Consider the following 23,034-nt stretch of genomic DNA (forward strand, 5'->3'; position numbering starts at 1 on the left):
GCATGGGCGCGATCTGGCGCCCGTCGCCCAATCATGGGGCCAGGCGTGGCGGCGCGCGGCCCGACATGGTGGTTGTTCATTACACGGGTATGGTGGATATGGCCGCTGCACTGGCGCGGCTTTGCGACCCCGAGGCCGAGGTGTCGGCCCATTACCTGATCGCGCGCGACGGGCGGCTTTTCCAACTGGTCAGTGAAGAGCGGCGAGCCTGGCATGCGGGGGTTGGGTGCTGGGGTATGCTGGACGATGTCAATTCCCATTCGATCGGAATCGAGTTGGACAATGACGGGGCAACACCTTTTGCCGCGCCCCTGATGGCACGGCTGGAGACCGTCCTTCAGACGATCATGCGCCGTTGGGCAATCCCGCCCGCGCGGGTGATCGCGCATTCCGACATGGCGCCGGGGCGCAAGGCCGATCCTGGGCGCCGGTTCGACTGGCAGAGGTTGGCCCGCCAGGGACTGGCGGTCTGGCCCAGTGCAGGACCGAGGCTTGTGCCCGATGCGGTAGCCTTCGCGGCGGAGGCGACGCGGTTCGGCTACGGGATGGCGTGGGCGCCCGAGGCGGTGCTGGACGCGTTTCGCCAGCGCTTTCGTCCCGCCATGCGCGGCCCCCTCGATTCTGTCGATATGGCCTTGATGAGCGATCTTGCGCGCCGCTTTCCCGTTGACCAGGGTCTCGCGGCCCCCTAGATCGTATGGGCGCGGATGGCCGGATGGCCGCGGGCGGTCACGTCCGAGGAAAGTCCGGACTCCACGGAGCAACGGTGCCGGGTAACGCCCGGCGGGGGCAACCCCAGGGAAAGCGCCACAGAGAACAGACCGCCCCTGTGCGCAGGGGTAAGGGTGAAACGGTGGGGTAAGAGCCCACCGCGGGACTGGTAACAGGACCGGCACGGCAAGCCCCACCGGGAGCAATGCCGAATAGGGACCCCGCGCGGGCAATCCGCAGGGCGGCTTCGGCCCAGGGGTCCGGGTTGGCAGCTAGACGTGCATCGGTAACGGTGCGCCTAGAGGAATGGTCATCCAGGGGCGTAAGCCCCGGACAGAATCCGGCTTACAGGCCGTCCGCGCGCGACATCCCGAACCTTGGGGGCTGTGCCAAGCCAGGCTAGGCTGGTCCTTGGTGGGCGAGCCTGCCCGCAACCGCGCCAGGAAGAGAGGGAAGACGCGATGAGTTTTCTGAAAACGATGGCCAGCCTGGCCGTGGGTTTTGCCGCGGCCAAGGGAATCGACAAGTTCCAGAGCCTGGGCGGCGGTGCGGGGCTTGCCAGTTCGATGAAGTCGGCTGCTGCGAGCGGTAATATTGGCAATCATATCGGTGCGCTGCTGGTGCGGATGCAGGTGCCGGGCGGGGCAGATGGCCTGAAAGACAATGTCAAGTGGCTGGGCGACAAGGCGCGGGCCACGGGCGATAGCGCGATGATGGGGATCGCCGGGCTGATGGCGGCGCTGGGGGGCGCGCAATGGGCAGGGTCGGGCAATGCCAAGGATATCCTGAACGCCATGGGTGACGGCACGCCGCCCGGTGCCACCCTCGAGGCCCAGTCACGCCTGTTGATCCGGGCGATGATCCAGGCCGCCAAGGCGGATGGCGCGATCGACGCGGGCGAGCGCGCGCATATCATGGAGGTCCTGGGCGATGCGACCCCCGCGGAACGTGCCTATGTCGAGGGCGAGATGGATCGCCCCGTCGATATCGAGGCGTTGGTGGCAGAGACCGGCAGCTATCAGCGAACAGCGGTCTACGCGGTGTCCGTCATCACCGCCAACGTGCTTAACCCCGCCGAGATCGCCTATCTCGACCGGCTTGCCGCCGCACTGCACCTGGGTCAGGCTGCACGGCAGAGAATTCACAAGGCGATGCGCCTGCCGCAGGTTCTGTCATAGCGGGATATCCGCTTGACTCGGGGCTGGGTATCGGTAAAACGCGGGCTTCATGGAATTCATCGGGCGGCACCGGCCGCCCGCGCGACGGAGATGAGACATGGCGAAGCCGACGACCATCAAGATCCGCCTGAACTCGACCGCGGGCACCGGGCATTTTTACGTGACCAAGAAAAACGCCCGCACGATGACCGAGAAGATGGTGATCAAGAAATACGACCCTGTCGTGCGCAAGCACGTCGAGTACAAGGAAGGCAAGATCAAGTAATCTTGTCCTTCATCGGATTTCGAAAGGCCGCATCACCTGGTGCGGCCTTTTTCTTTCTGTGCGCCGACGGTCATTGTGAAAAGATCGATTTTTCTACGAAAAATCGGGCCTCCGGCAGGGGTATTGGGACCAAGAAGAAGGTGTAGGCGCGCAAAGTAAAAGGGCCGGTGTCGCCACCGGCCCCGATCGGGTCTCTGTCTGGGCGAGATTACTCGCGGTTGCCGAGAAACTGCAGCAGGAACATGAAGAGGTTGATGAAGTCGAGATAGAGGTTGAGCGCCCCCATGATCGCCGATTTCGCCAGCCATTCGCCGTCCATGGCATGAGCATGCTGGATGTAATCGGTCTTGATCCTCTGGGTGTCATAGGCGGTCAGCCCGGCAAAGATCAGAACGCCGATGATCGAGATGGCGAACATCACCGCCGGAGAGGCAAGGAAGATGTTCACGATCGAGGCGACGACCAGGCCGATCACACCCATGATAAGGAACGAGCCCCAGCCCGAGATGTCCTTTTTCGTGGTGTAGCCCCACAGCGACAGCCCGGCAAAGGCGATCGCGGTGATCAGGAAGGTCTGAACGATCGACACGCCCGTGAACACCAGGAAGATCGAGCTGAGCGACAACCCCATCAGCGTGGCGAAGCCGTAGAAATAGACCTGCGCCGCAGCGGCGGAGAGGCGGTTGACCACCGCACCGAAGGCAAAGACCATGATCAGCGGGGCGAACATGATCAGCCATTTCAGCGGCGAGGCATAGATCGCCTGGCCCAGGGCCGAAAGCGTGCCATCGGGTGTTACTGCCAGGCCCGAGATCGCCCAGGCCGCAAGACCGGTGATCAGCATGCCCACGGACATGGTGCCGTAGACCTTGTTCATGTGGGCGCGAAGCCCCTCGTCAATCTGCGCGGTGCGGACACCAGCCTGACCGGCGCGGATCGTGTTGTAGTCAGCCATCGACTGCCTCCTTGATGGTCCATTACCGGCGGGCAAGCACAATCAGCCCCGCCATTGCACCGAAATATCGGCGAGGGCGGGGCTGTTTTCAAGGCATCAGCGGGGTTTGCCCGCGCAAAAGTTATCCAACTCGCGCCCGGCCTAACCGGTCGCCACCTGGCTGTCAGCGCAGCCAGTTCGATGGCACGTCCCAGAGCGGGCGCCGCGCCTCGGCGCGGGCGGCTGCACGGCTGAGGCCGATGTCGCGCAGCATCGCGTCATCGAGTTCGGCAAGCCGGCGGCGTTGGCGCGCAACGCTGAATGCGGCCAAGATGCGCCGGGGCAGGGCACCCGGCAGCAGGGAATGGGCGTGGAGGCGGATATTCGCGGTGATATGCGCCATGGGAATACCTCTTTTGCTATCTTGATGGGTCTTGTGTGTACCATCAGCGTTCTTGATCTATATGCCGTGCCGTGCTTTATTCTTCAAGTGAATGATAATGATATTTTGAATCAGGAATGGTGATATGCCGCGCAACCTGGACATGACCGCTCTGCGCTCTTTCGTGGCGGTTGCTGAGGCCGACGGGGTCACGCGAGCGGCGGGTTTTCTAAACCTCACGCAATCTGCGGTTTCGATGCAGATCAAGCGCCTGGAGGAAGCCCTTGGACTGGCGCTTTTCGACCGGGCGGGGCGCAAGTTGGTACTGACGGGCGCCGGCGAACAGCTATTGGGCTATGCGCGCCGCCTGCTCGCGCTGAATGACGAGGTCTTTGCCCGCCTGACGGCGCAGGAATACGAGGGCGAGATCGTGCTGGGCGTGCCGCACGACATCGTCTACCCGGAAATCCCGAGGGTTCTGAACCGGTTCGCCGCGGAATATCCGCGGGTGAAGGTGCAGCTTTTGTCGTCTTTCACCACGCGGTTGCGCGAACAGTTCGCCCGTGGCGAGGCCGATATCGTGCTGGGCACCGAGGATTCGGTGGGGCCGGGCGGCGAGACGCTGACCGAACGCTCTTTGATCTGGGTTGGCGCGATCGGCGGGCAGGCGTGGAAATCGCGGCCGCTGCGGCTGGCTTATGAACATAACTGCATCTTTCGCAAGCGGGTGCAGGCGGCGCTGGACCGCGCCGGCATCCCGTGGGAAATGGCAGTCGAAAGCGAATCAACCCGCACCATCGAAGCCAGCGTCAGCGCGGACCTGGCCGTGCATACGGTGGTCGAGGGGACCGAACCGCCCTATGTCGAGCGTATCCAACACGGCGGGGCCCTGCCGGATCTGACGACGACCAGGATCAACCTTTACGTCTCTGAGGTTTCGGGCGGGCCGGTCGCGGATGAGTTGGCCGCCCTGATCCGCCAGGCCTATGCGGGCTGATCCATGCAGATCACGACCTTGCCCGTCGCCTTGCGAGTTCTCAGCAAGTCAAGCCCTTCGGCTGAACGCTCCAGCGGCAGGGTATGGCTGACATGGGGGCGCAACAGGCCCTCGTCATACCATTGAAACAGCGTCGCAAGGCTGTCGGTTAGCACCTCGGGGCGGAAGGCCAGGTAGCCGCCCCAGTAAAGCCCCATCACGGTAAGGTTCTTGACCAGCAGGTGATTCGCCTTGATCCGGGGGGCATCGCCGCTGGCAAAGCCGATGACGAGGATCCGTGCCTCTGGATTGCAGGCGCGCATCGCGGCGGTGAACTGATCGCCTCCCACCGGGTCATAGACGACATCCGCGCCCCCAAGCGCCAGAACGGCATCGCGCAAATCCGCGTGGTCGGTGTCGATCAGGTGATCGGCCCCGGCGCGTTCAGCCACCGCAAGCCGTTCGGCCCCGCGAGCACAGGCGATGACCCGCGCGCCCATGCGTTTGCCGATCTCCACCGCGGTCAGCCCGACGCCACCCGCAGCGCCCAGCACCAGGAGTGTCTCGCCTGCTTGCAGGCGCGCCTTGTGGTCCAGTGCAACATGGGAGGTACCGTAGGCCACCTGAAAGGCGGCGGCGTCTGCAAAGGTCATTGCCTCGGGCAGCGGGACGCAGCGGGCGGCCGGGAAACAGCCCTGTTCGGCCAGCCCTCCCGATCCGGCAAAGACCGCAACGCGCCGCCCGGTCAGCTCGGCATCCACTTCGGGTCCCACGGCCTCGACCGTGCCGGCCAGTTCCATGCCAAGGGTCACGGGCAGGGGCGGGCGTTCCTGGTACTTGCCCTCGATCATCAGCAAATCGGCAAAATTCAGCCCGCACGCTGCGATCCGTAACCTGACCTCGCGGGGCCCCGGGATGGGTGTGGGGGTTTCGACCAGGGTCGGGGGGCTGCCATAGGCGGGGATCTGGAAACGCTTCACGTGGTCCTCGGGTATCGTTTCGCCCGCCACCCTAGCCCCGGCCCAGCCGGGATGCCAGACGGGAGAGTTTGGTGAATTGCATCGAATTTGCGCAGGGTGGCTTTGCAAAATGCAATGCGCATCGGCGGATTTTTGCGCTATGCAACCCGGGCGTGCGCGCGACTCGGCCGATTTTTCTGTTTCTGAAATCTGTCCTTTTGCGATGATTTTTGAAATAATAATATAAAACAAAGGGTTTCATTTCAAATTTCGATCGATGGTGACGTGTCTGGTGCGGTTGGCACGCTATTTGCTCACATACGTCCGACAGGAGGAGTTCAAAGATGAAACACCCCGTGGATGTGCATGTCGGCAAGCGGATTCGTCATCGTCGCTGGATGGTGGGCATGACCCAGCAGCAACTGGCGGCACGCGTCGGTATCAAGTTCCAGCAAATTCAGAAATACGAAACCGGCATGAACCGAGTAAGCGCGTCGCGGCTTTGGGATATCTCCGAGGCGTTGGATGTGCCGGTCAGCTTTTTCTTCGAGGGGCTGGACGACAAGGGGCGTGCAGCCGGCACAAGCGTTCAGGACGATATTCTCAGCGACAAGGAAGCGCTGGAGCTGGTCCGGTCCTATTACGCGATTCCCGAGAATCAGCGCCGTCGGCTGTTCGAACTGGCCCGCGTGCTCTCGGATGCCTGAGAGCATCGCTTGACGGCGGGGGCCGGGCGGGGCTACCGGGCGGGCAATCCCGCTCACCCGACCGGAGGCCCCATGCGATCCCATCCCGACTCTGAAAGCCTGATTGCCACGGCCCACGCCCTGGCAGATGCCGCGCGTCATGCCACGCTGGCCCATTTCCGCACGGCCCGCCTGGGGGTCGAGGACAAGGGCGCGGCCGGATTCGACCCGGTCACCGCCGCCGATCGACAGGCTGAGGCGGTGATGCGCGAGATCCTTGCCGAGCGGCGCCCCGAGGACGGGGTGTTGGGCGAGGAAATGGGTACTGTCGCAGGTCAAAGCGGGCTGACCTGGGTGCTGGACCCGATCGACGGGACGCGTGGATTCCTGTCGGGTACGCCGACCTGGGGTGTGCTGGTGGCGGTCTCGGATGCGGGTGGGCCGCTTTTCGGTATCATAGACCAGCCCTATATCGGCGAGCGATTCGAGGGCGGGTTGGGCCGGGCCCGCTTGAGCGGACCGCGCGGCGCCTGCGCGCTGCGCGCGCGCGCGCCGCGGCCGCTGTCAGAGGCGGTTCTGTTCACCACGTTTCCCGAGGTCGGCACCCCGGCCGAAGGCGCGGCCTTTGGCGCGTTATCCGCCCGCGCGCGGCTGACGCGCTATGGCCTGGATTGCTATGCCTACGCGCTGGTGGCGCTGGGCCAGATCGATCTCGTCGTCGAGGCGGGGCTGCACCCCTATGACATCCACGCGCCAATCGCGGTCATCGAAGCCGCGGGCGGCATCGTCACCGATTGGCAAGGTGGACGCGCGCATCGCGGCGGGCGGGTCATCGCGGCGGCCAATGCCGATATCCATGCCGAGGCCCTAGAGGTGTTGCGCGCGGCGCATCTCTAGGCCGGCGGCAGGCCGATATCGGACCCGCTAACGGTTTCGTTTCCCTTGGGTGGGATTTGCCGTCGATGGCCGTCGACCCAGACGGCGGCAATGGCACGGTCGTCGCCCATCATGATGGTTGGAAAGATCGCCTCCCATAGCTCGTTGGCGCGCGCGCTGCGCTGGGCGATGGCCGGCGTCGAGGCCAGGTCTATGGCCACCAGGTCGGCCTCCATTCCCGGCGCGATGTTGCCGATCCTGTCGCCCAGACCCAGCGCGCGGGCAGACCCCGCCGTTGCCAGCCACCACAGTTCGGCCGGGTGCAAGGCCGCGCCGCGCAATTGCGCGATCTCGTAGGCCGCCGCCATGGTGCGCAGCATGGAAAAGGACGACCCGCCCCCGGTATCGGTGGCCAGCCCGATCCGCTGGCCATCGGCGGCAAGCCCGGCCATGTCGAACAGGCCCGAGCCGATGAAGGTGTTCGAGGTCGGGCAATGGATCAGCGACGATCCGCTTTCGCGCAGATGCTGCCGCTCGCGGCCCGTCAGGTGGATGGCATGGCCAAACAGCGCGCCCGGCCCGGTCAGCCCCGCACGTTCGTAGACATCAAGGTAATCGCGCGCCTGCGGATAGAGGGCGCGCACCCAGTCCAGCTCCTCCAGCTGTTCGCATAGGTGCGTCTGCATCAGGCAGTCGGGATGGGCGGCCCAGAGCGCGCCCAGTGCCTCTAGCTGTTCGGGCGTAGAGGTCGGGGCAAAGCGGGGCGTGATCGCATAGATGGCCCGTCCCCTTTTGTGCCAACGCGCGATCAGCGCGGCGCTTTCTTCATGGGCGCGCTGGGCGGTATCGATCAGCCCCTCGGGCGCGTTGCGGTCCATGCAGGTCTTGCCGCCCGCCACACGCATCCCGCGCGCCTCGGCGGCGGCGAACAGGGCCTCGACACTGGCCGGGTGGGTGGTGCAGAAGCTTGCCACGCTGGTCGTGCCATGGGCCAGCAGCAGGTCGAGATAGCGGTTGGCGATCTCTTCGGCATAGGCCCGATCGCCAAAGCGCATTTCCTCGGGAAAGGTATAGTCGTTCAGCCAGTCGATTAGTCGTTTGCCCCAACTTGCAATGATTGCGGTTTGCGGCATGTGGGCATGTGCATCCACGAACCCGGCCGAGATCAGGTGCCCGCTCATATCCGTTAGCCGCGCATCGGGATGGGCCGCGCGCAGCGCCGCGGCAGGCCCGTGCCCGATGATGCGTCCACCCGAGATCAGCACCGAACCCTGCCTCTCGATCCGCGCGGCCGCCACGCCCTCGGTGATCGGGTCTCCATGAAAGGACAGCACCTGTCCCAGGATCAGTTCCTGCCGGTCCATTCTCATCCCTCTTGGCGCTGCCTTGCAGGCAGACTAGGCCCCGGCGGCGGTGGCGTAAATCGTCCTTGCGGGCTGTTGTGCCGGCACGGCTTTGGCTATGTTGCCACCGAAGCGGAGGCCGAGGCGGACATGAACGAAACAGCGATCGAGCAAACCATCCCCGAGGACGAGGGCTACGCGCTGGACAGTCGTACCGTGGCCGCGATCCGGCTGGCCGTGGCCGCGGGAGACCGGACGCGGTTGGGCGCCTTGCTGGAGCCGTTGCACCCGGCCGATATCGCTGACTTGCTGGAACAGATCGATAGCGGGCACCGGCGCGAGATCCTGCTTTTGGGGGCGGGGTTCTTTGACGGCGCAATCCTGAGCGAGCTTGACGAAAGCCTGCGCGAGGAAGTCATTTCCTTCATGCCGAGCGATGTCCTCGCCGAGGCTGTGCGCGATCTCGACTCGGACGATGTTGTCGACCTTCTTGAGGACCTTGGCGCACCCCAGCAAGAAGTGATCCTCGGCGCGCTGGAAACCGCCGATCGGGTCGCAGTGGAACAGGCGCTGACCTATCCCGAGTTCTCGGCCGGCCGCCTGATGCAGCGCGAAGTGGTACGCGCGCCCGAACACTGGACCGTTGGCGAGGCCATCGATCACCTGCGCGCCAACGAAGAGGCGTTGCCAGACCAGTTCTATCACGTGATCGTGGTCGATCCGGGAATGCGCCCGGTGGGTTATGTGACGCTAGGCAAGCTCTTGTCCTCGCGCAGGTCGGTCCGGCTGAGCGAATTGTTCGAGGACAGTTTCCGCACGATCCCGGTTACCCAGCCCGAATCCGAGGTGGCCTATGCATTCAACCAGTATCACCTGATCTCGGCGCCGGTTGTGGACGATGCCGGGCGGCTGGTCGGTGTGGTCACCATCGACGACGCGATGAACGTGCTGGACGAAGAACACGAGGAAGACATCCTGCGCCTGGCCGGTGTCGGTGAAAGCAGCCTGTCGGACCGCGTCGTCGAAACCACGCGCCAGCGGTTTCCCTGGCTGTTCGTCAACCTGATGACGGCGATCGTCGCTTCGCTGGTCATCGCCCAGTTCGAAGGCGCCATCGCGCAGGTGGTGGCCCTGGCCGTGTTGATGCCGATCATCGCCTCGATGGGGGGCAATGCGGGCACACAGTCGTTGACCGTCGCGGTACGCGCGCTGGCCACCAAGGACTTGACCGGATCGAATGTCTGGCGCGTGGTCCGGCGCGAGGTAGCGGTGGGCCTGATCAACGGTGCGATATTTGCACTTGTTATGGGGTGCGTGGGCCTGGTCTGGTTCGGTTCGGCGGCGCTCGGTGGGGTGATCGCGGCGGCAATGGTGATCAACCTTGGGGTCGCGGCGCTGGCGGGTATCCTGATTCCCGTGACGCTGGACCGGCTTGGGGTCGATCCCGCCCTGGCCTCTGGAACATTCGTGACCACGGTTACCGACGTGGTCGGCTTCTTTGCCTTTCTCGGGTTGGCCTCGGTGGTTTTGTTGTGAGCGCGGAAAAGGCAGCGCTGAGGCGCATGGCACGGGAACGCCGCGCTGCGGCGCATGGTGGGGTGCGGGGGGCGGCGGCCTGTGCGCGGCTGATCGATCACCTGGGCCCCAGCCTGGGTCGGCCCATGGCGGGTTACATGCCGATACGCACCGAACTGGACCCGCGTCCGGCAATGGTCAAACTTTCCGCTTGCGGCGTCGTTGCCCTGCCGGTGATCGAGGCAGCGGCGAAGCCACTGCGATTCCGACGCTGGACGCCCGGCTGTGCCACGGTCGCCGGGCCTTTTGGCGTCGAGGTGCCCGTCGAGGGGCAAGACATCGTGCCCGAGGTGTTGATCGTGCCGTTATTGGCCTTTGACAGGACCGGCGCGCGGCTGGGCTATGGCGGCGGGTTCTATGACCGCACGCTGGCCCAACTGCGGTCGCGTGGTCCGGTTCTGGCGGTGGGCCTGGCCTATGCGGCGCAGGAATTGCCGCACCTTCCCTCGGAACCGACCGATCAGCCGCTGGATGCGATCGTGACCGAGGAGGGGGTGATCGCGTTCTGAGCGACACGGAAACAGACAGCTTCCTCTTGCCAGCGTCCGCGTCGCGGCCTAGGCCTGCATCTCATGAAAATGATGTTTCTCGGTGATGTGATGGGCCGCGCGGGCCGGGTCGCAGTGGCAGAGCACCTGCCGCGCCTGCGCGCGGAATGGGGGCTCGATTTCGTCGTGGTCAACGGCGAAAACGCCACGTCGGGCGCGGGGCTGACGCCGGCCCATGCTCAGGCAATCCTGGCGGCGGGGGCCGATTGCGTGACACTCGGCGATCATGCCTTTGATCAGAAGGACATGCTGTCCTTCATCGACAAGGAACCGCGCATCCTGCGCCCGCTGAACTATGCCAAGGGCGCGCCGGGCAGTGGGGGGCGCCTGTTCGCGGCCACGAGCGGGCGCAAGGTGCTGGTGACGCAGGTCCTGGGGCAGGTTTTCATGAAGCGGCCCTTTGACGATCCGTTCTCCGCGATGGACCAGGTGCTAAGGGCGCATCCGCTGGGCGGGCTGGCCCAGGCCGCGATCGTCGACATGCATTGCGAGGCCACCTCGGAAAAGATGGCGATGGGTCATTTCTGTGACGGTCGTGCCAGCCTGGTGGTCGGCACCCATACCCATGTGCCCACGGGCGATGCCCAGATCCTGTCCGGCGGCACGGGCTATCTGACCGATGCGGGGATGTGCGGCGATTACGACTCCGTCATCGGCATGGACAAGGCCGAACCGATGCGCCGCTTTGTCACCGGCATGTCCAAGGGGCGCTTTACCCCCGCGATGGGCGAGGCGACACTGTCGGGGGTCTATGTCGAGACCGACGACCGCACCGGGCGGGCCACCCGCATAGCCATGGTGCGCCAGGGTGGACGGCTAGAGCAGGCAGGCCCCTGAAACCTGTGGCTTGCGTGAACTGTTCGCTTGTGCCCCCTTCGAGCGAAGGTAAAGATGCCGTCTGACGGAAACCCAAGGGCCCGCCGATGATCTCATTGCCCCTTTCGGAAACCGGCATGGCGATCATGTCGCTTGTTGTCGTGGCCGTGATGTTCGTCCTCTTCGTGCGCGAACGTTACCCTGCCGAGGTGATCGCGCTGTCGGGGGCGACGGTGATGCTGGTGCTCGGCATCTTGCCCTATGAGCGGGCGCTTGAGGTTCTGTCCAACCCCGCTCCGTGGACCATCGCGGCGATGTTCTTGGTCATGGGGGCATTGGTGCGCACCGGCGCGCTGGATTGGGTGACGCAGGCGGCAGAGCGCAATGTGCGCCGCAGCCCCCGCCGGGCGATCGCGGGATTGATGGCCTTTGTCATCGGCGCCTCGGCGGTGGTGTCGAACACGCCCGTCGTGGTGGTGATGATCCCTGTTTTCGTGCAATTGTCGCGCAGCCTCGGGGTTTCGGCCTCCAAGCTTCTGATCCCGCTGAGCTACGGGGCGATTCTTGGCGGGACGCTGACGCTGATCGGCACCTCGACCAACCTTCTGGTCGACGGGGTGGCGCGCGCCTACGGGCTGGCGCCTTTTACCATCTTCGAGGTCACGCCCCTGGCGGTGATCCTCGTGGCCTGGGGAATGATCTACCTGCGCCTGTTCGGCCCGCGCCTGTTACCCGACCGCGACAGCATGGCGAACCTGTTATCCGACAAGTCCAAGATGAAATTCTTTACCGAGGCGGTGATCCCGCCCGACAGCAACCTCATCGGTCGGGAGGTTCTGGGCGTGCAACTGTTCAAGCGCGAGGGCGTGCGCCTGATCGACGTGATCCGGGGCAATGAATCGCTGCGCCGCGACCTTGCAGGGGTCACGCTCCAGGTTGGCGATCGGGTTGTCCTGCGTACCCAGATGACCGAGTTGCTGTCGTTGCAACGCGACAAGAGCTTGCGACGCGTCGACCAGGTCTCGGCGGTTGAAACCTCGACGGTCGAGGTGCTGATCTCGCCGGGCTGCAAGATGATCGGCCAGACGCTGGGCACGCTTCGCCTGCGCCGCAGATATGGCGTCTACACGCTGGCCGCGCATCGGCGTAACCAGAATATCGGGCAAAAGCTGGACGATCTCGTCGTGCGGGTGGGCGACACGTTGTTGCTGGAGGGGGCGCCGGCCGATATCAAGCGTCTGGCCGCGGATATGGGCCTGGTCGATATCTCGCAGCCCTCGGGCCGGGCCTACCGGCGCAAGCACGCGCCGATCGCGATCGTAGCGCTGTTCGGGATCGTGGCTCTGGCCGCGCTGGGCGTGGCACCGATCCTGATGCTGGCGGTTCTCGCGGTGGCCTTGGTTCTGTTGACGCGCTGCGTGGATGCTGAAGAGGCATTTTCCTTTGTCGACGGACGGCTGCTGGCACTGATCTTTTCGATGCTGACGGTGGGGGCGGCGCTGGAAGCCTCGGGCGCGGTGCGGCTGATCGTTGATGCGGCCGCGCCCGCGCTGGACGGTTTGCCGCCGTTTTTCATCGTCTGGGCGATCTACCTGCTGACCTCGGTCTTGACCGAGCTGGTGTCGAACAACGCGGTGGCCGTGGTCGTTACGCCTGTGGCCATCGGGCTGGCCCAGGCCCTGGGGGTCGATCCCAGGCCGCTGGTGGTGGCGGTGATGGTGGCGGCCTCGGCCAGTTTCGCAACGCCGATCGGCTATCAGACCAACATGATGGTCTATGGGCCGGGCGGTTATCGTTTTGTCGATTTCATGCGTGTGGGCATCCCGTTGAACCTGAGCGTCGGGATTCTGGCCTCGGCGCTCATCCCGCTTTTCTGGCCGCTGTGAAGCGCCTCTTACCGGTGCCGGACCGTAGGGCGAGGCCGGGATCTGGGTATTTGGGCCAAGAAGAAGCGCAGGGCCGGTTTACAAGGGCCAGAAGACCAGGATAGCGGGCACCGAGACCGCGACGACCAGGAGTTCGAGCGGCAGCCCCATGCGCCAGTAATCGCCGAAACGATATCCGCCGGGCCCCAGGATCAGGGTGTTGTTCTTGTGGCCGATGGGCGTGAGAAAGGCACAGGAGGCCGCGACCGCCACCGCCATGAGGAAGGGATCGGGATCGACGCCGAGGCCTTGGGCCATCTGGATGCCGACCGGGGCGGCGACCACGGTGGTGGCGGTGTTGTTGAGCACGTCCGACAGCGTCATCGTCACCACCATAAGCACCGTCAGGATCGCCCATGCGGGCCAGCCCGCGGTGAGTGCGACGAGGCTGTTGGCGATCAGTTGCGTCCCGCCCGAGGCATCCAGCGCGGTGCCAAGCGGGATCATCGAGCCCAACAGGACCACAACCGGCCATTCCACATGGTCATAGACCTCGGAGAGCGGCAGGATGCGGAATGCCATATACCCCACCACCACCAGCCCGAGTGCAATCGGCAGGTAGACGATACCGAGACTGGCCGCCGCCACCGCGGCCACAAACAGGCCCACCGCGATCCAAGTCTTGCGCGTATCGGTCACGGCCAGGCCGCGATCGGCAAGTGTCAGGCAGCCCAGCCAGTCGACCACGTCATGCGCCGTATCCTCTGGTGTCAGCAACAAGAGGATATCGCCCGGGCGGATGCGGGTTTTGCGAATCTGCTGGCGGATCGGTCTGCCCTTGCGGGATATGCCCAGTAGTACCGTGCGTTGGCGCCAGGCCAGCCCGATGGATTGCGCAGTCTTTCCGGTAATGCGCGACTGGTCGGGCACGACCACCTCGACGATGGACAGGCCGGCCGCCTCGGCGCGCAGTTTCTCTGCGCCCTCGCGATCGACGAAATCGAGTGACATCGCGTTGCGGAACTCGTCCAGCGCGTCGGGCGTGGCCTCTATGACCAGCGCATCGCCCGCCCTGAGCGGCGTCGCCCGTTGTGGCCCGTAGCGGCGTTTGCCGTCTCGTACCAGGCCCAGGATCGCGACATCGTCCTTTTCGGCCTGATCGTCGAGGTCGCCCAGCCTCTGGCCGATCAGCCTGGACTCCGCCGGCACGGTCAGTTCGGCGATATACTGCGCGAATTCCGCCATCGGGTCCTTGGCATGGGTGATGTGTTCGCCTCGCGGGATCAGCCGCCAGCCGATCAGCGCCACGAAGACCAGCCCGGCCAGGGCTGCCGCCCCGCCCACCGGGGCGAAGTCGAACATCTTGAACGGGGCGCCCAGGCTGTCCTCGCGGATGCCGGAAATGATGATGTTGGGCGGCGTGCCGATCAGCGTGACCATGCCGCCCAGGATCGTGGCAAAGGCCAGCGGCATCAGGGACAGGCCCGGTGCGCGCCCCGCCTTGCGCGCGGTGGCGATGTCCACCGGCATCAGCAGCGCCAGTGCCGCCACGTTGTTCATGAAGGCCGACAGGACCCCGCCGATCCCCCCCATGATCGCGATATGGCTGCCCAGGCCCCGGGCGCTGTCCACCAGCGTGCGGGTGATCAGGTAGACCGCGCCGGACCGCACCAGCCCCGCCGACACGATCAGCACCAGTGCCACCACCAGCGTGGCCGGGTGCCCGAAGCCGGCGAACGCGTCGGCCGCCGGCAACACGCCCAGCACGACGGCCACCAGAAGCGCGGTAAAGGCCACCAGGTCATAGCGCCACCGGCCCCACAGCAGTGCGGCAAAGACGGCGCCGAACAGCGCGAACAGGATGATCTGGTCGTGGGTCATGGGCGGGCCTCCCGCCCCAGCCAAGCGGATCGGCGCGGCAATTGCAACGGCGCGCGGGCTTGCGGGGGCGGGTGGCCCTGACATATAGAGACCCCCGTCGATTTCAGCCGTCAAAGAGGGTTCCATGGCAGGCCATTCCAAATGGGCGAATATCCAGCACCGCAAGGGCCGTCAGGATGCGGCGCGCTCCAAGCTGTTCTCCAAGCTCAGCAAGGAGATCACCGTCGCGGCCAAGATGGGAGACCCCGATCCCGACAAGAATCCGCGCCTGCGGTTGGCGATCAAGGAAGCCAAGGCCAGTTCGATGCCCAAGGACAATATCGAACGCGCCATCAAGAAGGCGACCGGAGGCGAGGGCGAGGCCTATGAGGAAATCCGTTACGAAGGCTACGGGCCGAACGGGGTTGCGGTGATTGTCGAGGCGATGACCGACAACCGCAACCGCACCGCGTCCAACGTGCGTTCGACCTTCACCAAGAATGGCGGCAACCTAGGCGAGACCGGCTCTGTTGCCTTCATGTTCGAGCGCAAGGGAGAGATCGTCTATCCGGCCTCGGCGGGCGATCCGGACACGGTGATGTTGGCCGCGATCGAGGCGGGCGCGGAAGATGTGGAAAGTTCCGAGGACGGTCACACCGTCTATTGCGCCGATACCGACCTCAACGAGGTCTCGACCGCGCTGGAGGCCGAACTGGGCGAGAGCGAGTCGACCCGGTTGATCTGGAAGCCCTCGACGACCACCGAGCTTGACCTCGAAGCCATGCAAAAGCTGATGAAGCTGGTCGATGCGCTGGAGGATGACGATGACGTGCAGCGCGTGACCACCAATTTCGAGGCCAGTGACGAGGTTCTCGCCCAGCTTTGAGCCAGCCTTGAGCCCGCGCGGGGGTGAACGCGCGCACTGTTTGGCGGGATATTGTCCATGGCCCCTTGCGTCCGGGCTGCGCTTGCGATCACATCGCGCCATGGCCGATAATGTGGGACCAGAACAGGGGCAAAGCCCCCTGAACGGCATCCTGTGGATGCTGGCGACGGGTGCAAGCTTTGTCGGTGTTCTGGTTTGCGTCAAGATCGTGGGCGATGCCGTGCCCGCGCCCGAAGCGGCGTTCCTGCGGTTTCTGTTCGGGCTTGTCTTTCTGGTGCCGACGTTGGTCGCGCTTATGCGGGATGGTATCGGCCGCGGGGCGCTGATGCTGCATGGGTGGCGGGGGCTGGTCCATGCGGCTGGCGTGATCTGCTGGTTCTACGCGATGACCCGCATCCCGTTGGCCGAGGTGACGGCGATGAATTATCTCAATCCGGTCTATGTCACCATCGGTGCCGCGCTGGTCTTTGGCGAGCGGCTGGCGCTGCGCCGGATAATCGCCATCGTCGTTGCGTTCGCGGGGGTTCTGGTGATCCTGCGGCCGGGATTTCGTGAGGTCTCTGACGGGCATATCGCGATGCTGTTCACTGCGCTGTTCTTTGGGGCCTCCTACCTTTTGGCCAAGAAGCTGAGCGAGCGTGAAAGCGCTGCGGTCGTGGTGGCGATGATGTCGGTGACGGTGACGGTGTTGCTTGCGCCGATTGCGATCGCGGTCTGGGTCTGGCCCACGCCGGGCCAGGCGGTATGGCTTTTTCTGGTCGCTGCATTCGGGACGGCAGGACATTACACCATGACGCGCGCGTTTCGCGCCGCGCCGCTTACGGTGACCCAGCCGGTGACGTTTTTGCAACTGGTCTGGGCGGTGCTGCTGGGGTGGCTGGTGTTCGAGGAACCGGTGGATATCTGGGTTCTGCTGGGGGGTGTGATGATCGTGGGGGCGGTGGTGTTCATCACCTGGCGCGAGGCGGTGACGCGCCGGCAGACCCGCACGCCGCCGCCCGAGGCCACAAAGATGTGAATATGGCTTGCCGTCTGCCCGGCGGTGACCTAGTTGCCGGCGATGCCCGACGACCTGTCCCTTTCCGTCCGCGATGGCCTGCCCGATGCACTGTGTGTCTTGCTGCGCGAATATCCTCGCGACCTGTGGGAAAGCCATGTGCGCTTCGACGGGCTGACGCGGTTCTGGCTGGAGCGGCACATGATGTTCCGCCGGCTGCTTGACGGGATGACCGCGCAGACACAGGGGTTACTGGATCGCCGCATCGCGCCAGAGCGGGCGCGACATGCGGCCGGGCGGCAGGCGCAGATGTTGCTGACGCAGCTTCATGCGCACCACAAGGTCGAGGATATGCATTATTTTCCTCGCCTCTCGGCTTTGGCGCCTGGGCTGGCACGCGGTTTCGACATGCTGGACCACGATCACCATGTTTTGGATGTCTGCTTGCATGGGCTGGTCGATACCACCAACCGGATGCTTCGGGCCGAACCGATCCGTTTGCATGACCGCGCCGGGGCCTTGAATGACGACCTGGTCCGGTTTTCCCTGTTCCTTGACCGCCATCTTCTGGACGAAGAAGAGCTGGTGGTGCCGATTATCCTTGAAAACGGCGCAGTTCTAGACGGTTAAGGCCCGCGGTTTGATCGGTATCAAGGACGCCTGCGGACGCGGTTTCATACCCTAGAACGCAACCATGGATGACAGGAGTCCCGCATGACCCACACCCCGCACGAACTGGCCGTGGATTTCCCCGACAAGGTGGACCAGATTCACCGGCTCAAGGTGGATGATCCGCATTTCGCGCGTCTCTTCGATGAATATCACGAGATCAACGGTGCGGTGCATCGTGCCGAAACCGATATCGAGCCGACCGACGATTTGCACCTCACCGAGATGCGCAAGAAACGCATGCACCTCAAGGATCAGATCGCGCAAGTCCTCGCGCGCGCACCCGCCTGAACCTGACGCGACGATCCTCCCGCCAGGGGCCGGACGTGCCGTCAGCCCTTGGCGGTTTCGGTCTCTGGCGGCCCGGCGGGTTCTGGCGGACCTTCCACGGCGATCTGTAAATTCTCGAAAAACTGGTCGGCCAGTTTTTTCGCGGTGCCGTGGATCAGCCGCGAACCAAGCTGGGCAAGCTTGCCGCCGACCTCGGCGTGAACGTCGTAACTCAGCTCGGTACCCTCTTCGGTTGAGTTCAGCCGTACATCGGCCCGCCCCTTGGCAAAGCCTGCGACACCGCCCTTGCCTTCGCCAGCGATGCTATAGCTTTGCCCGGTTACGATATCCGAGACCGTAACGACGCCTTTGAAGGTGGCTTTTACCGGGCCGACCTTCTGTTTCACAACCGCGTCGAACCCGTCCTCGAACGTGCCCTCCAGTTCCTCGCAGCCGGGAATGCAAGAGCGCAGTGTTTGCGGGTCAGTGAGTTGCGCCCACACCGTCGTGCGGTCTGCCGCGATGACGCGGCTGCCGGTCAGTTCCATTCATGTCCTCCCTGGTCTCCCAGGGCAGAGTAGGGCCGGGCCGGGGCAGAGGTCAAAACTATTCGGCAACCTCGTAGGGCAGCACGCCGCGCCGGTCGGCATACACACTCAGGCGCCGCTCCAGTGGCGGCACCGCGCGCTGATGGCAGTGGCGCCTTTCGCAGATCCGGCAGGAAATCCCGATCGGCTCGAACGCGGCGGCATTGTCGAGATCCAGGTCGTCGGTATAAACCAGTTCATGCGCGTGCCGGACCTCGCAGCCCAGCCCGATAGCAAAGCGGCGCACCGGTGCGCCCCAGGCCCCGCCGGGTTTGCTGACTTCGCGGGCGAGGCAGAAATAGCGTACCCCATCCGGCGTTTCGGCCAGTTGGCGCAGGAACCGCCCCGGTGTTTCAAAGGCGCGGTGCACGTTCCATAGCGGGCATGCCCCCCCGTAGCGGGCAAATTGCAGCGGCGCGGCAGAATGGCGCTTGGTGATCGTGCCGGCTTGGTCGACCCGGACGAAATAGAAGGGTAATCCCTTCGCGCCGGGCCTTTGCAGGGTGGATAACCGATGCGCCACCTGTTCGATCGATGCGCCAAATCGGTCAGCCAGCAATTCCAGGTCATGCCGGGTGACCCGCGCCGCCTCAAGAAACCGTGTATAGGGCAGCAATGCCGCCCCGGCGAAATAGTTGGCCATGCCGATGCGTGCGATTGCGCGTGCCTCGGGGCTTTGGAACCGCGCCAGGTCAAGCGTGGCCTCCAAAAGCTTTGATTGCGTCAATAGTGCAAGCTGGTGAAGAAGCTGAAAGCGCCGTGTGGGGCCGCTGAGCCGCGAGGACAAGATCAATGTCCGGCTATCCGCATGATAGTCTCGCAGCCCATCAATATCTTGGTATCTTAGGGTTATACCAGATTTCTCAAGCTCTTTGGCGGCGCGCTGTTCGGGGTCTGGATCGCGGTCATCCGGTCGCATGAAATGCTCTGCGGCATGGTCGACTGCATCTATGTAATTATCGCAATAGTGAAAGAAATCGCGCACCTCTTCCCACGGCGAGGGGCTCAGGGCGGCATCCTCACGGCCCAGTGCCTCGTCTAGCGAGGCAAGGCGTTCATGGCTTTGCCGATAGGCGCGATGCAGTTCCAGGAAGGCGCGAGCCAGTGCGGGCGCATTCGAGGCGGCAAGACGTAGATCGGCCAGCGGTGGCGCGGTGTCGCCAAAGACCGGGTCGGCAAGGGCCTCGCGCATGTCGCTGACCAACCGCTCGCCGTCGCCCGCCGATAACTCGGTCACGTCAAATCCGAATTCCGAGGCCAGCGCCAGAAGGACAGCCGAAGAGACCGGACGGTTGTTGTTTTCCATCTGGTTGAGATAGGGCAGGGACACGCCCAGTTTCGCGGCGAATGCCTTTTGCGTGAGGCCTAGGCGCGTGCGCGTTTCGCGCAGTTTGACCCCGGCATAGAGTTTTCGGACCGGCACAGCACGAGCTCCGGGTTTGCGGATTAGCTAACGGTGTGCCTATCCTTTGCAAATCTCCTGCGCAAGAGATCAGGGTCCTGGCTGGGTGTGCGGCCCCTGCGCGGCGTGCAATCCGGTGTCAAAAGGCGATACTCGGCCATCGCGCCAAACGAGACGGCCAGCGTCTTCGCCAAGGGTGGTCGGGCGCCACCTTGCATAGCCAGTAGCGCGCCAGCCCATGTCGACGCATGTCACCGCCCCGACCGCGCCACATAACGGGCGCGAGGACGCGCGGCCTGGAACCGGCCATGATGAGGCGGGTTGCCCATCCCCGGGGGCATGTCTGCCAGGCGCGTTTGCAGGAAATTTTGCAATTTTGCATTTTGCGGCAAGAGTTGTGTCAAGTATTTGCAAATATTCCGAAAGCTTCTTTTATGTCGCGATGCCCCCCGTTAGGTTGCCGCAAATTTCCGAGAGGGGCCAGCACCGATGAAGGATATCCTGAACGAGCTTGAACGCCGCCGCGAGATCGCGCGCCAGGGGGGTGGCGCGAAACGTGTCGAGAGTCAGCACAGCAAGGGCAAGCTGACCGCGCGCGAGCGGGTCGAACTCTTGCTCGACGAAGGTAGTTTCGAAGAATTCGACATGTTCATGGCCCATCGCTGCACCGATTTCAGCATGCAGGATAACCGGCCCTATGGCGATGGTGTCATCACCGGCTGGGGGACGATCAATGGCCGCCAGGTCTATGTCTTTTCCCAGGACTTTACCGTGCTGGGCGGATCCGTATCGAACACCCATGCGCAAAAGATCTGCAAGATCATGGATATGGCGGTGCAGAACGGCGCCCCGGTGATCGGCATCAACGATTCTGGCGGCGCACGCATCCAGGAAGGCGTCGATAGCCTGGCCGGCTATGGCGAGGTGTTCCAGCGTAATATCGAGGCGTCTGGCGTCGTGCCCCAGATCAGCCTCATCATGGGGCCGTGCGCGGGTGGTGCGGTCTACAGCCCGGCGATGACCGATTTCATCTTCATGGTGCGGGATTCGTCCTACATGTTCGTGACCGGGCCTGACGTGGTGAAAACCGTTACCAACGAACAGGTCACCGCCGAGGAGCTGGGCGGTGCCTCGACCCATGCCAGGAAAAGCTCGGTCGCCGACGGGGCCTTTGAAAACGATGTCGAGGCGCTTTACGAGGTGCGCCGGCTGGTCGATTTCCTGCCGCTGAACAACCGTGAAAAGCCCCCCGTCCGGCCCTTTTTCGACGATCCCGAGCGCATTGACGCCAGTCTCGACACGTTGGTGCCCGACAATCCCAACGTGCCCTATGACATGAAGGAACTGATCCTCAAGATCGCTGACGAGGGCGATTTCTTCGAGATTCAGCAGGAATTTGCGGGTAACATCATTACCGGGTTCATCCGCCTCGAGGGGCAGACCGTGGGCGTGGTGGCCAACCAGCCGATGGTGCTGGCGGGTGTTCTGGACATCGACAGTGCGCGCAAGGCGGCCCGGTTCGTCCGGTTCTGCGATGCATTCGAAATCCCGATCCTGACGCTGGTGGACGTGCCGGGCTTTCTGCCGGGGACCAGCCAGGAATATAACGGTGTCATCAAGCACGGTGCCAAGCTCTTGTTCGCCTATGGCGAGGCGACGGTGCCAAAAGTCACGGTCATCACCCGCAAAGCCTATGGCGGGGCCTATGTCGTGATGAGTTCCAAGCACTTGCGCGGTGACATCAACTATGCCTGGCCCACCTCGGAAATCGCGGTGATGGGGGCAAAGGGTGCGACGGAAATCCTGTATCGTTCGGAGTTGGGCGATGCCGACAAGATCGCCCAGCGGACCAAGGAATACGAGGATGCCTTTGCCAATCCTTTCGTCGCGGCCGAGCGCGGGTTCATAGACGAGGTGATCCAGCCCCGTTCCACCCGTCGCCGGGTCAGCCGGGCCTTTGCCGCGCTGCGCGGCAAGAAACGGCAGATGCCTTGGAAGAAACACGACAACATTCCGCTTTGAGGAATTGGCGCATGGCGTTGCAGCATGATATCGAACAGGCTCTATCAGAGCCCGAGATCACGGGCCTGGATGTCTCTGTCCTTGAGCAGGGCGATCTGCTTAACATCGTGCTCCAACGCTCCGAGGTGCTGTTCGACGTTCCGCGCGCCGGGCAGGTGATCCGGGCCTGGCGCGAGGGTGACGAGGGGCCGATCCGTGCGCAGGTGGACCGCCTTGGTGGGGATATCGCGCGCCGGGCGGCCGCGGTGATCTGGCGGGAATTTCAGGCGCTGCGCCCTGATCTTGACCAGATCCGGCCCAAGCGGATCGCCGATATCGGCGCGGGATATGCCTTTTTCGACCTGTTTGCAGCAAGGGCATACGGTGCAAGGCTTTTGCTGATTGACCTTGAAAGCAACGAGGCTCGGCACTTCGGGTTCCAAAAAGAGGGCGCGGCCTATTCCTCGCTGGCGGTAGCGCGTCGGTTTCTGGAATGCAATGGCGTCGCCGCCGACGATATCCGCACGCTCAACCCGCGCGATGCAGATCCGCTTGCGGCGGGCGAGGTGGACCTTGCGGTCAGTTTTCTGTCCTGCGGGTTCCACTATCCCGTCGATACCTATCTCGCCTTTTTCGAGCAGGCCGTGAAGCCGGGCGGGGCGGTGATCGTGGACTTGCGCGATCGTGCGGCGGCTGAGCAGGCCGAGGCCCTTGCCGCGCTTGGCCATCTGCGTGATCTCTCCGCGCCGGACAAGGCGCGGCGGGTCATGCTGATCCGCGGCAGTGCCTGAGAGGGATGTCTGGTGCGATGCCCGCCTTGCCTTTTCTTCCCGCCGACCGGCGCTGCGTCCTCACTCATCAGCCGGAAAGGTTTCTGACCATGAGGCAATATCTTTCGGTGGGATGCTCACCCATGGGGGGGGCTGCGTTTTTTTCGCCACAGCGGGGCAGGCAGCGCGATGAAAAGCGTGCATTGCTTGCACGTTTGGGTATCATCGCGAAAGGTTACGGAAGTGTGACCTGTATCTTGACCGGGGTGGAATGCGTGTCCGCCCTTAACAGTAACGGGAGTTTCGGATGTCCAAGAGCATCAAGACCCTTCTGGCTGTGTCCCTCGTCGCCTTCGTGGCGGCCTGTGCCCAGCAGGAAGAAGTCGTTTACGTCGAGCCCGCGCCGATCCCGGCCGAGCCGACCTACAACAAGTACTGACCGGGGTCAGGGGCGGGTCTTTCCCGCCCCGCCTTCCGG

24 protein-coding genes and 1 other RNA gene are annotated in these 23,034 nt (G+C 64.0%); 18 read left to right on the plus strand and 7 right to left on the minus strand.

The window, feature by feature from the left end; genetic code table 11:
- Positions 1 to 2 precede the first annotated feature (2 nt).
- The 4 genes from EV663_RS01065 to rpmG all read left to right on the plus strand — a co-directional run bounded on the left by EV663_RS01065 (position 3) and on the right by rpmG (position 2,154).
- Positions 3 to 692, plus strand: a complete 690-nt coding sequence (locus EV663_RS01065) for an N-acetylmuramoyl-L-alanine amidase (RefSeq protein ID WP_243697843.1) — start codon at positions 3 to 5, stop codon at positions 690 to 692.
- Positions 693 to 703: 11 nt separating this feature from the next.
- An RNA gene (gene rnpB / locus EV663_RS01070) (RNase P RNA component class A) lies at positions 704 to 1,075 on the plus strand.
- A 97-nt stretch (positions 1,076 to 1,172) separates the two neighbouring features.
- Complete coding sequence (locus EV663_RS01075) at positions 1,173 to 1,889, plus strand: DUF533 domain-containing protein (RefSeq protein WP_132949913.1); 717 nt, start codon at positions 1,173 to 1,175, stop codon at positions 1,887 to 1,889.
- A gap of 97 nt (positions 1,890 to 1,986) precedes the next feature.
- Positions 1,987 to 2,154 (plus strand): 50S ribosomal protein L33, encoded by a 168-nt coding sequence (gene rpmG, locus EV663_RS01080; RefSeq protein ID WP_008233681.1) that lies wholly within the window; start codon positions 1,987 to 1,989, stop codon positions 2,152 to 2,154.
- 208 nt (positions 2,155 to 2,362) lie between these two features.
- Here the strand turns inward: rpmG and EV663_RS01085 are convergent, their stop codons facing one another.
- On the minus strand, positions 2,363 to 3,109 hold the full coding sequence (locus EV663_RS01085; protein WP_132949914.1) for a Bax inhibitor-1/YccA family protein: 747 nt from the start codon (positions 3,107 to 3,109) through the stop codon (positions 2,363 to 2,365).
- Between the two features lie 163 nt (positions 3,110 to 3,272).
- Positions 3,273 to 3,491, minus strand: a complete 219-nt coding sequence (locus EV663_RS01090) for a YjiS-like domain-containing protein (protein WP_132949915.1) — start codon at positions 3,489 to 3,491, stop codon at positions 3,273 to 3,275.
- Between the two features lie 124 nt (positions 3,492 to 3,615).
- Between EV663_RS01090 and EV663_RS01095 the strand changes: the two genes are divergently transcribed.
- The gene (locus EV663_RS01095; RefSeq protein WP_132949916.1) at positions 3,616 to 4,467 is read left to right on the plus strand and encodes a LysR family transcriptional regulator; all 852 of its coding nucleotides are present in this window, start codon (positions 3,616 to 3,618) and stop codon (positions 4,465 to 4,467) included.
- Here the strand turns inward: EV663_RS01095 and EV663_RS01100 are convergent.
- Positions 4,455 to 5,426, minus strand: coding sequence for an NADPH:quinone oxidoreductase family protein (locus EV663_RS01100; protein ID WP_132949917.1), 972 nt, complete (start codon positions 5,424 to 5,426; stop codon positions 4,455 to 4,457). The two genes, EV663_RS01095 and EV663_RS01100, sit on opposite strands and share 13 nt — an antisense overlap.
- 323 nt (positions 5,427 to 5,749) lie before the next feature.
- On the opposite strand from EV663_RS01100, the gene EV663_RS01105 reads away from it, so the two are divergent.
- Both EV663_RS01105 and EV663_RS01110 read left to right on the plus strand, forming a co-directional pair.
- Complete coding sequence (locus tag EV663_RS01105) at positions 5,750 to 6,112, plus strand: helix-turn-helix domain-containing protein (protein WP_132949918.1); 363 nt, start codon at positions 5,750 to 5,752, stop codon at positions 6,110 to 6,112.
- Positions 6,113 to 6,184: 72 nt separating this feature from the next.
- On the plus strand, positions 6,185 to 6,988 hold the full coding sequence (locus tag EV663_RS01110; RefSeq protein WP_132949919.1) for an inositol monophosphatase family protein: 804 nt from the start codon (positions 6,185 to 6,187) through the stop codon (positions 6,986 to 6,988).
- On the opposite strand, the gene guaD is transcribed toward EV663_RS01110, so the two are convergent.
- Positions 6,985 to 8,331: a guanine deaminase gene (gene guaD, locus EV663_RS01115; protein WP_132949920.1), complete on the minus strand. Its 1,347-nt coding sequence runs from the start codon at positions 8,329 to 8,331 to the stop codon at positions 6,985 to 6,987. The genes EV663_RS01110 and guaD overlap by 4 nt on opposite strands.
- Before the next feature lie 129 nt (positions 8,332 to 8,460).
- Here guaD and mgtE point away from each other — a divergent pair, with 129 nt between their 5' ends.
- The 4 genes from mgtE (at position 8,461) to EV663_RS01135 (ending at position 13,135) form a co-directional block, all read left to right on the plus strand.
- Complete coding sequence (gene mgtE / locus EV663_RS01120; protein WP_132949921.1) at positions 8,461 to 9,846, plus strand: magnesium transporter; 1,386 nt, start codon at positions 8,461 to 8,463, stop codon at positions 9,844 to 9,846.
- Entirely contained in the window at positions 9,843 to 10,394 is a 552-nt protein-coding gene (locus EV663_RS01125) for a 5-formyltetrahydrofolate cyclo-ligase (RefSeq protein WP_279432530.1), read from the plus strand. Before mgtE ends, EV663_RS01125 begins: the two co-directional genes overlap by 4 nt.
- Before the next feature lie 63 nt (positions 10,395 to 10,457).
- Positions 10,458 to 11,270 (plus strand): TIGR00282 family metallophosphoesterase, encoded by an 813-nt coding sequence (locus EV663_RS01130; RefSeq protein ID WP_132949923.1) that lies wholly within the window; start codon positions 10,458 to 10,460, stop codon positions 11,268 to 11,270.
- 86 nt (positions 11,271 to 11,356) lie between these two features.
- Positions 11,357 to 13,135: an SLC13 family permease gene (locus tag EV663_RS01135; protein ID WP_132949924.1), complete on the plus strand. Its 1,779-nt coding sequence runs from the start codon at positions 11,357 to 11,359 to the stop codon at positions 13,133 to 13,135.
- A gap of 78 nt (positions 13,136 to 13,213) precedes the next feature.
- On the opposite strand, the gene EV663_RS01140 is transcribed toward EV663_RS01135, so the two are convergent.
- Positions 13,214 to 14,995: an SLC13 family permease gene (locus EV663_RS01140; protein WP_132949925.1), complete on the minus strand. Its 1,782-nt coding sequence runs from the start codon at positions 14,993 to 14,995 to the stop codon at positions 13,214 to 13,216.
- 124 nt (positions 14,996 to 15,119) lie between these two features.
- Between EV663_RS01140 and EV663_RS01145 the strand changes: the two genes are divergently transcribed.
- From EV663_RS01145 to EV663_RS01160, 4 genes are all read left to right on the plus strand, one after another.
- Complete coding sequence (locus EV663_RS01145) at positions 15,120 to 15,860, plus strand: YebC/PmpR family DNA-binding transcriptional regulator (protein ID WP_132949926.1); 741 nt, start codon at positions 15,120 to 15,122, stop codon at positions 15,858 to 15,860.
- 100 nt (positions 15,861 to 15,960) lie between these two features.
- Positions 15,961 to 16,878 carry a DMT family transporter gene (locus EV663_RS01150; protein WP_132949927.1) on the plus strand — a complete coding sequence of 306 codons (918 nt, stop codon included), beginning with the start codon at positions 15,961 to 15,963 and terminating at the stop codon, positions 16,876 to 16,878.
- Between the two features lie 42 nt (positions 16,879 to 16,920).
- Entirely contained in the window at positions 16,921 to 17,487 is a 567-nt protein-coding gene (locus EV663_RS01155; protein WP_132949928.1) for a hemerythrin domain-containing protein, read from the plus strand.
- 84 nt (positions 17,488 to 17,571) lie between these two features.
- Positions 17,572 to 17,817: an HP1242/YdcH family protein gene (locus tag EV663_RS01160; protein WP_132949929.1), complete on the plus strand. Its 246-nt coding sequence runs from the start codon at positions 17,572 to 17,574 to the stop codon at positions 17,815 to 17,817.
- Positions 17,818 to 17,858: 41 nt separating this feature from the next.
- On the opposite strand, the gene EV663_RS01165 is transcribed toward EV663_RS01160, so the two are convergent.
- Together EV663_RS01165 and EV663_RS01170 are read right to left on the minus strand one after the other, a co-directional pair.
- Positions 17,859 to 18,344 (minus strand): SRPBCC family protein, encoded by a 486-nt coding sequence (locus tag EV663_RS01165; protein ID WP_132949930.1) that lies wholly within the window; start codon positions 18,342 to 18,344, stop codon positions 17,859 to 17,861.
- A gap of 58 nt (positions 18,345 to 18,402) precedes the next feature.
- Positions 18,403 to 19,806, minus strand: coding sequence for a helix-turn-helix domain-containing protein (locus EV663_RS01170; protein WP_132949931.1), 1,404 nt, complete (start codon positions 19,804 to 19,806; stop codon positions 18,403 to 18,405).
- 468 nt (positions 19,807 to 20,274) lie between these two features.
- Between EV663_RS01170 and EV663_RS01175 the strand changes: the two genes are divergently transcribed.
- From EV663_RS01175 to EV663_RS15935, 3 genes are all read left to right on the plus strand, one after another.
- On the plus strand, positions 20,275 to 21,807 hold the full coding sequence (locus tag EV663_RS01175) for an acyl-CoA carboxylase subunit beta (protein ID WP_132949932.1): 1,533 nt from the start codon (positions 20,275 to 20,277) through the stop codon (positions 21,805 to 21,807).
- Positions 21,808 to 21,818: 11 nt separating this feature from the next.
- Positions 21,819 to 22,577, plus strand: coding sequence for a class I SAM-dependent methyltransferase (locus EV663_RS01180; RefSeq protein WP_132949933.1), 759 nt, complete (start codon positions 21,819 to 21,821; stop codon positions 22,575 to 22,577).
- A 286-nt stretch (positions 22,578 to 22,863) separates the two neighbouring features.
- Positions 22,864 to 22,995, plus strand: a complete 132-nt coding sequence (locus EV663_RS15935) for a hypothetical protein (RefSeq protein ID WP_279432531.1) — start codon at positions 22,864 to 22,866, stop codon at positions 22,993 to 22,995.
- The last annotated feature ends 39 nt before the right edge of the window (positions 22,996 to 23,034 follow it).

This window comes from Rhodovulum bhavnagarense (assembly GCF_004343505.1).
Classification (GTDB): domain Bacteria; phylum Pseudomonadota; class Alphaproteobacteria; order Rhodobacterales; family Rhodobacteraceae; genus Rhodovulum; species Rhodovulum bhavnagarense.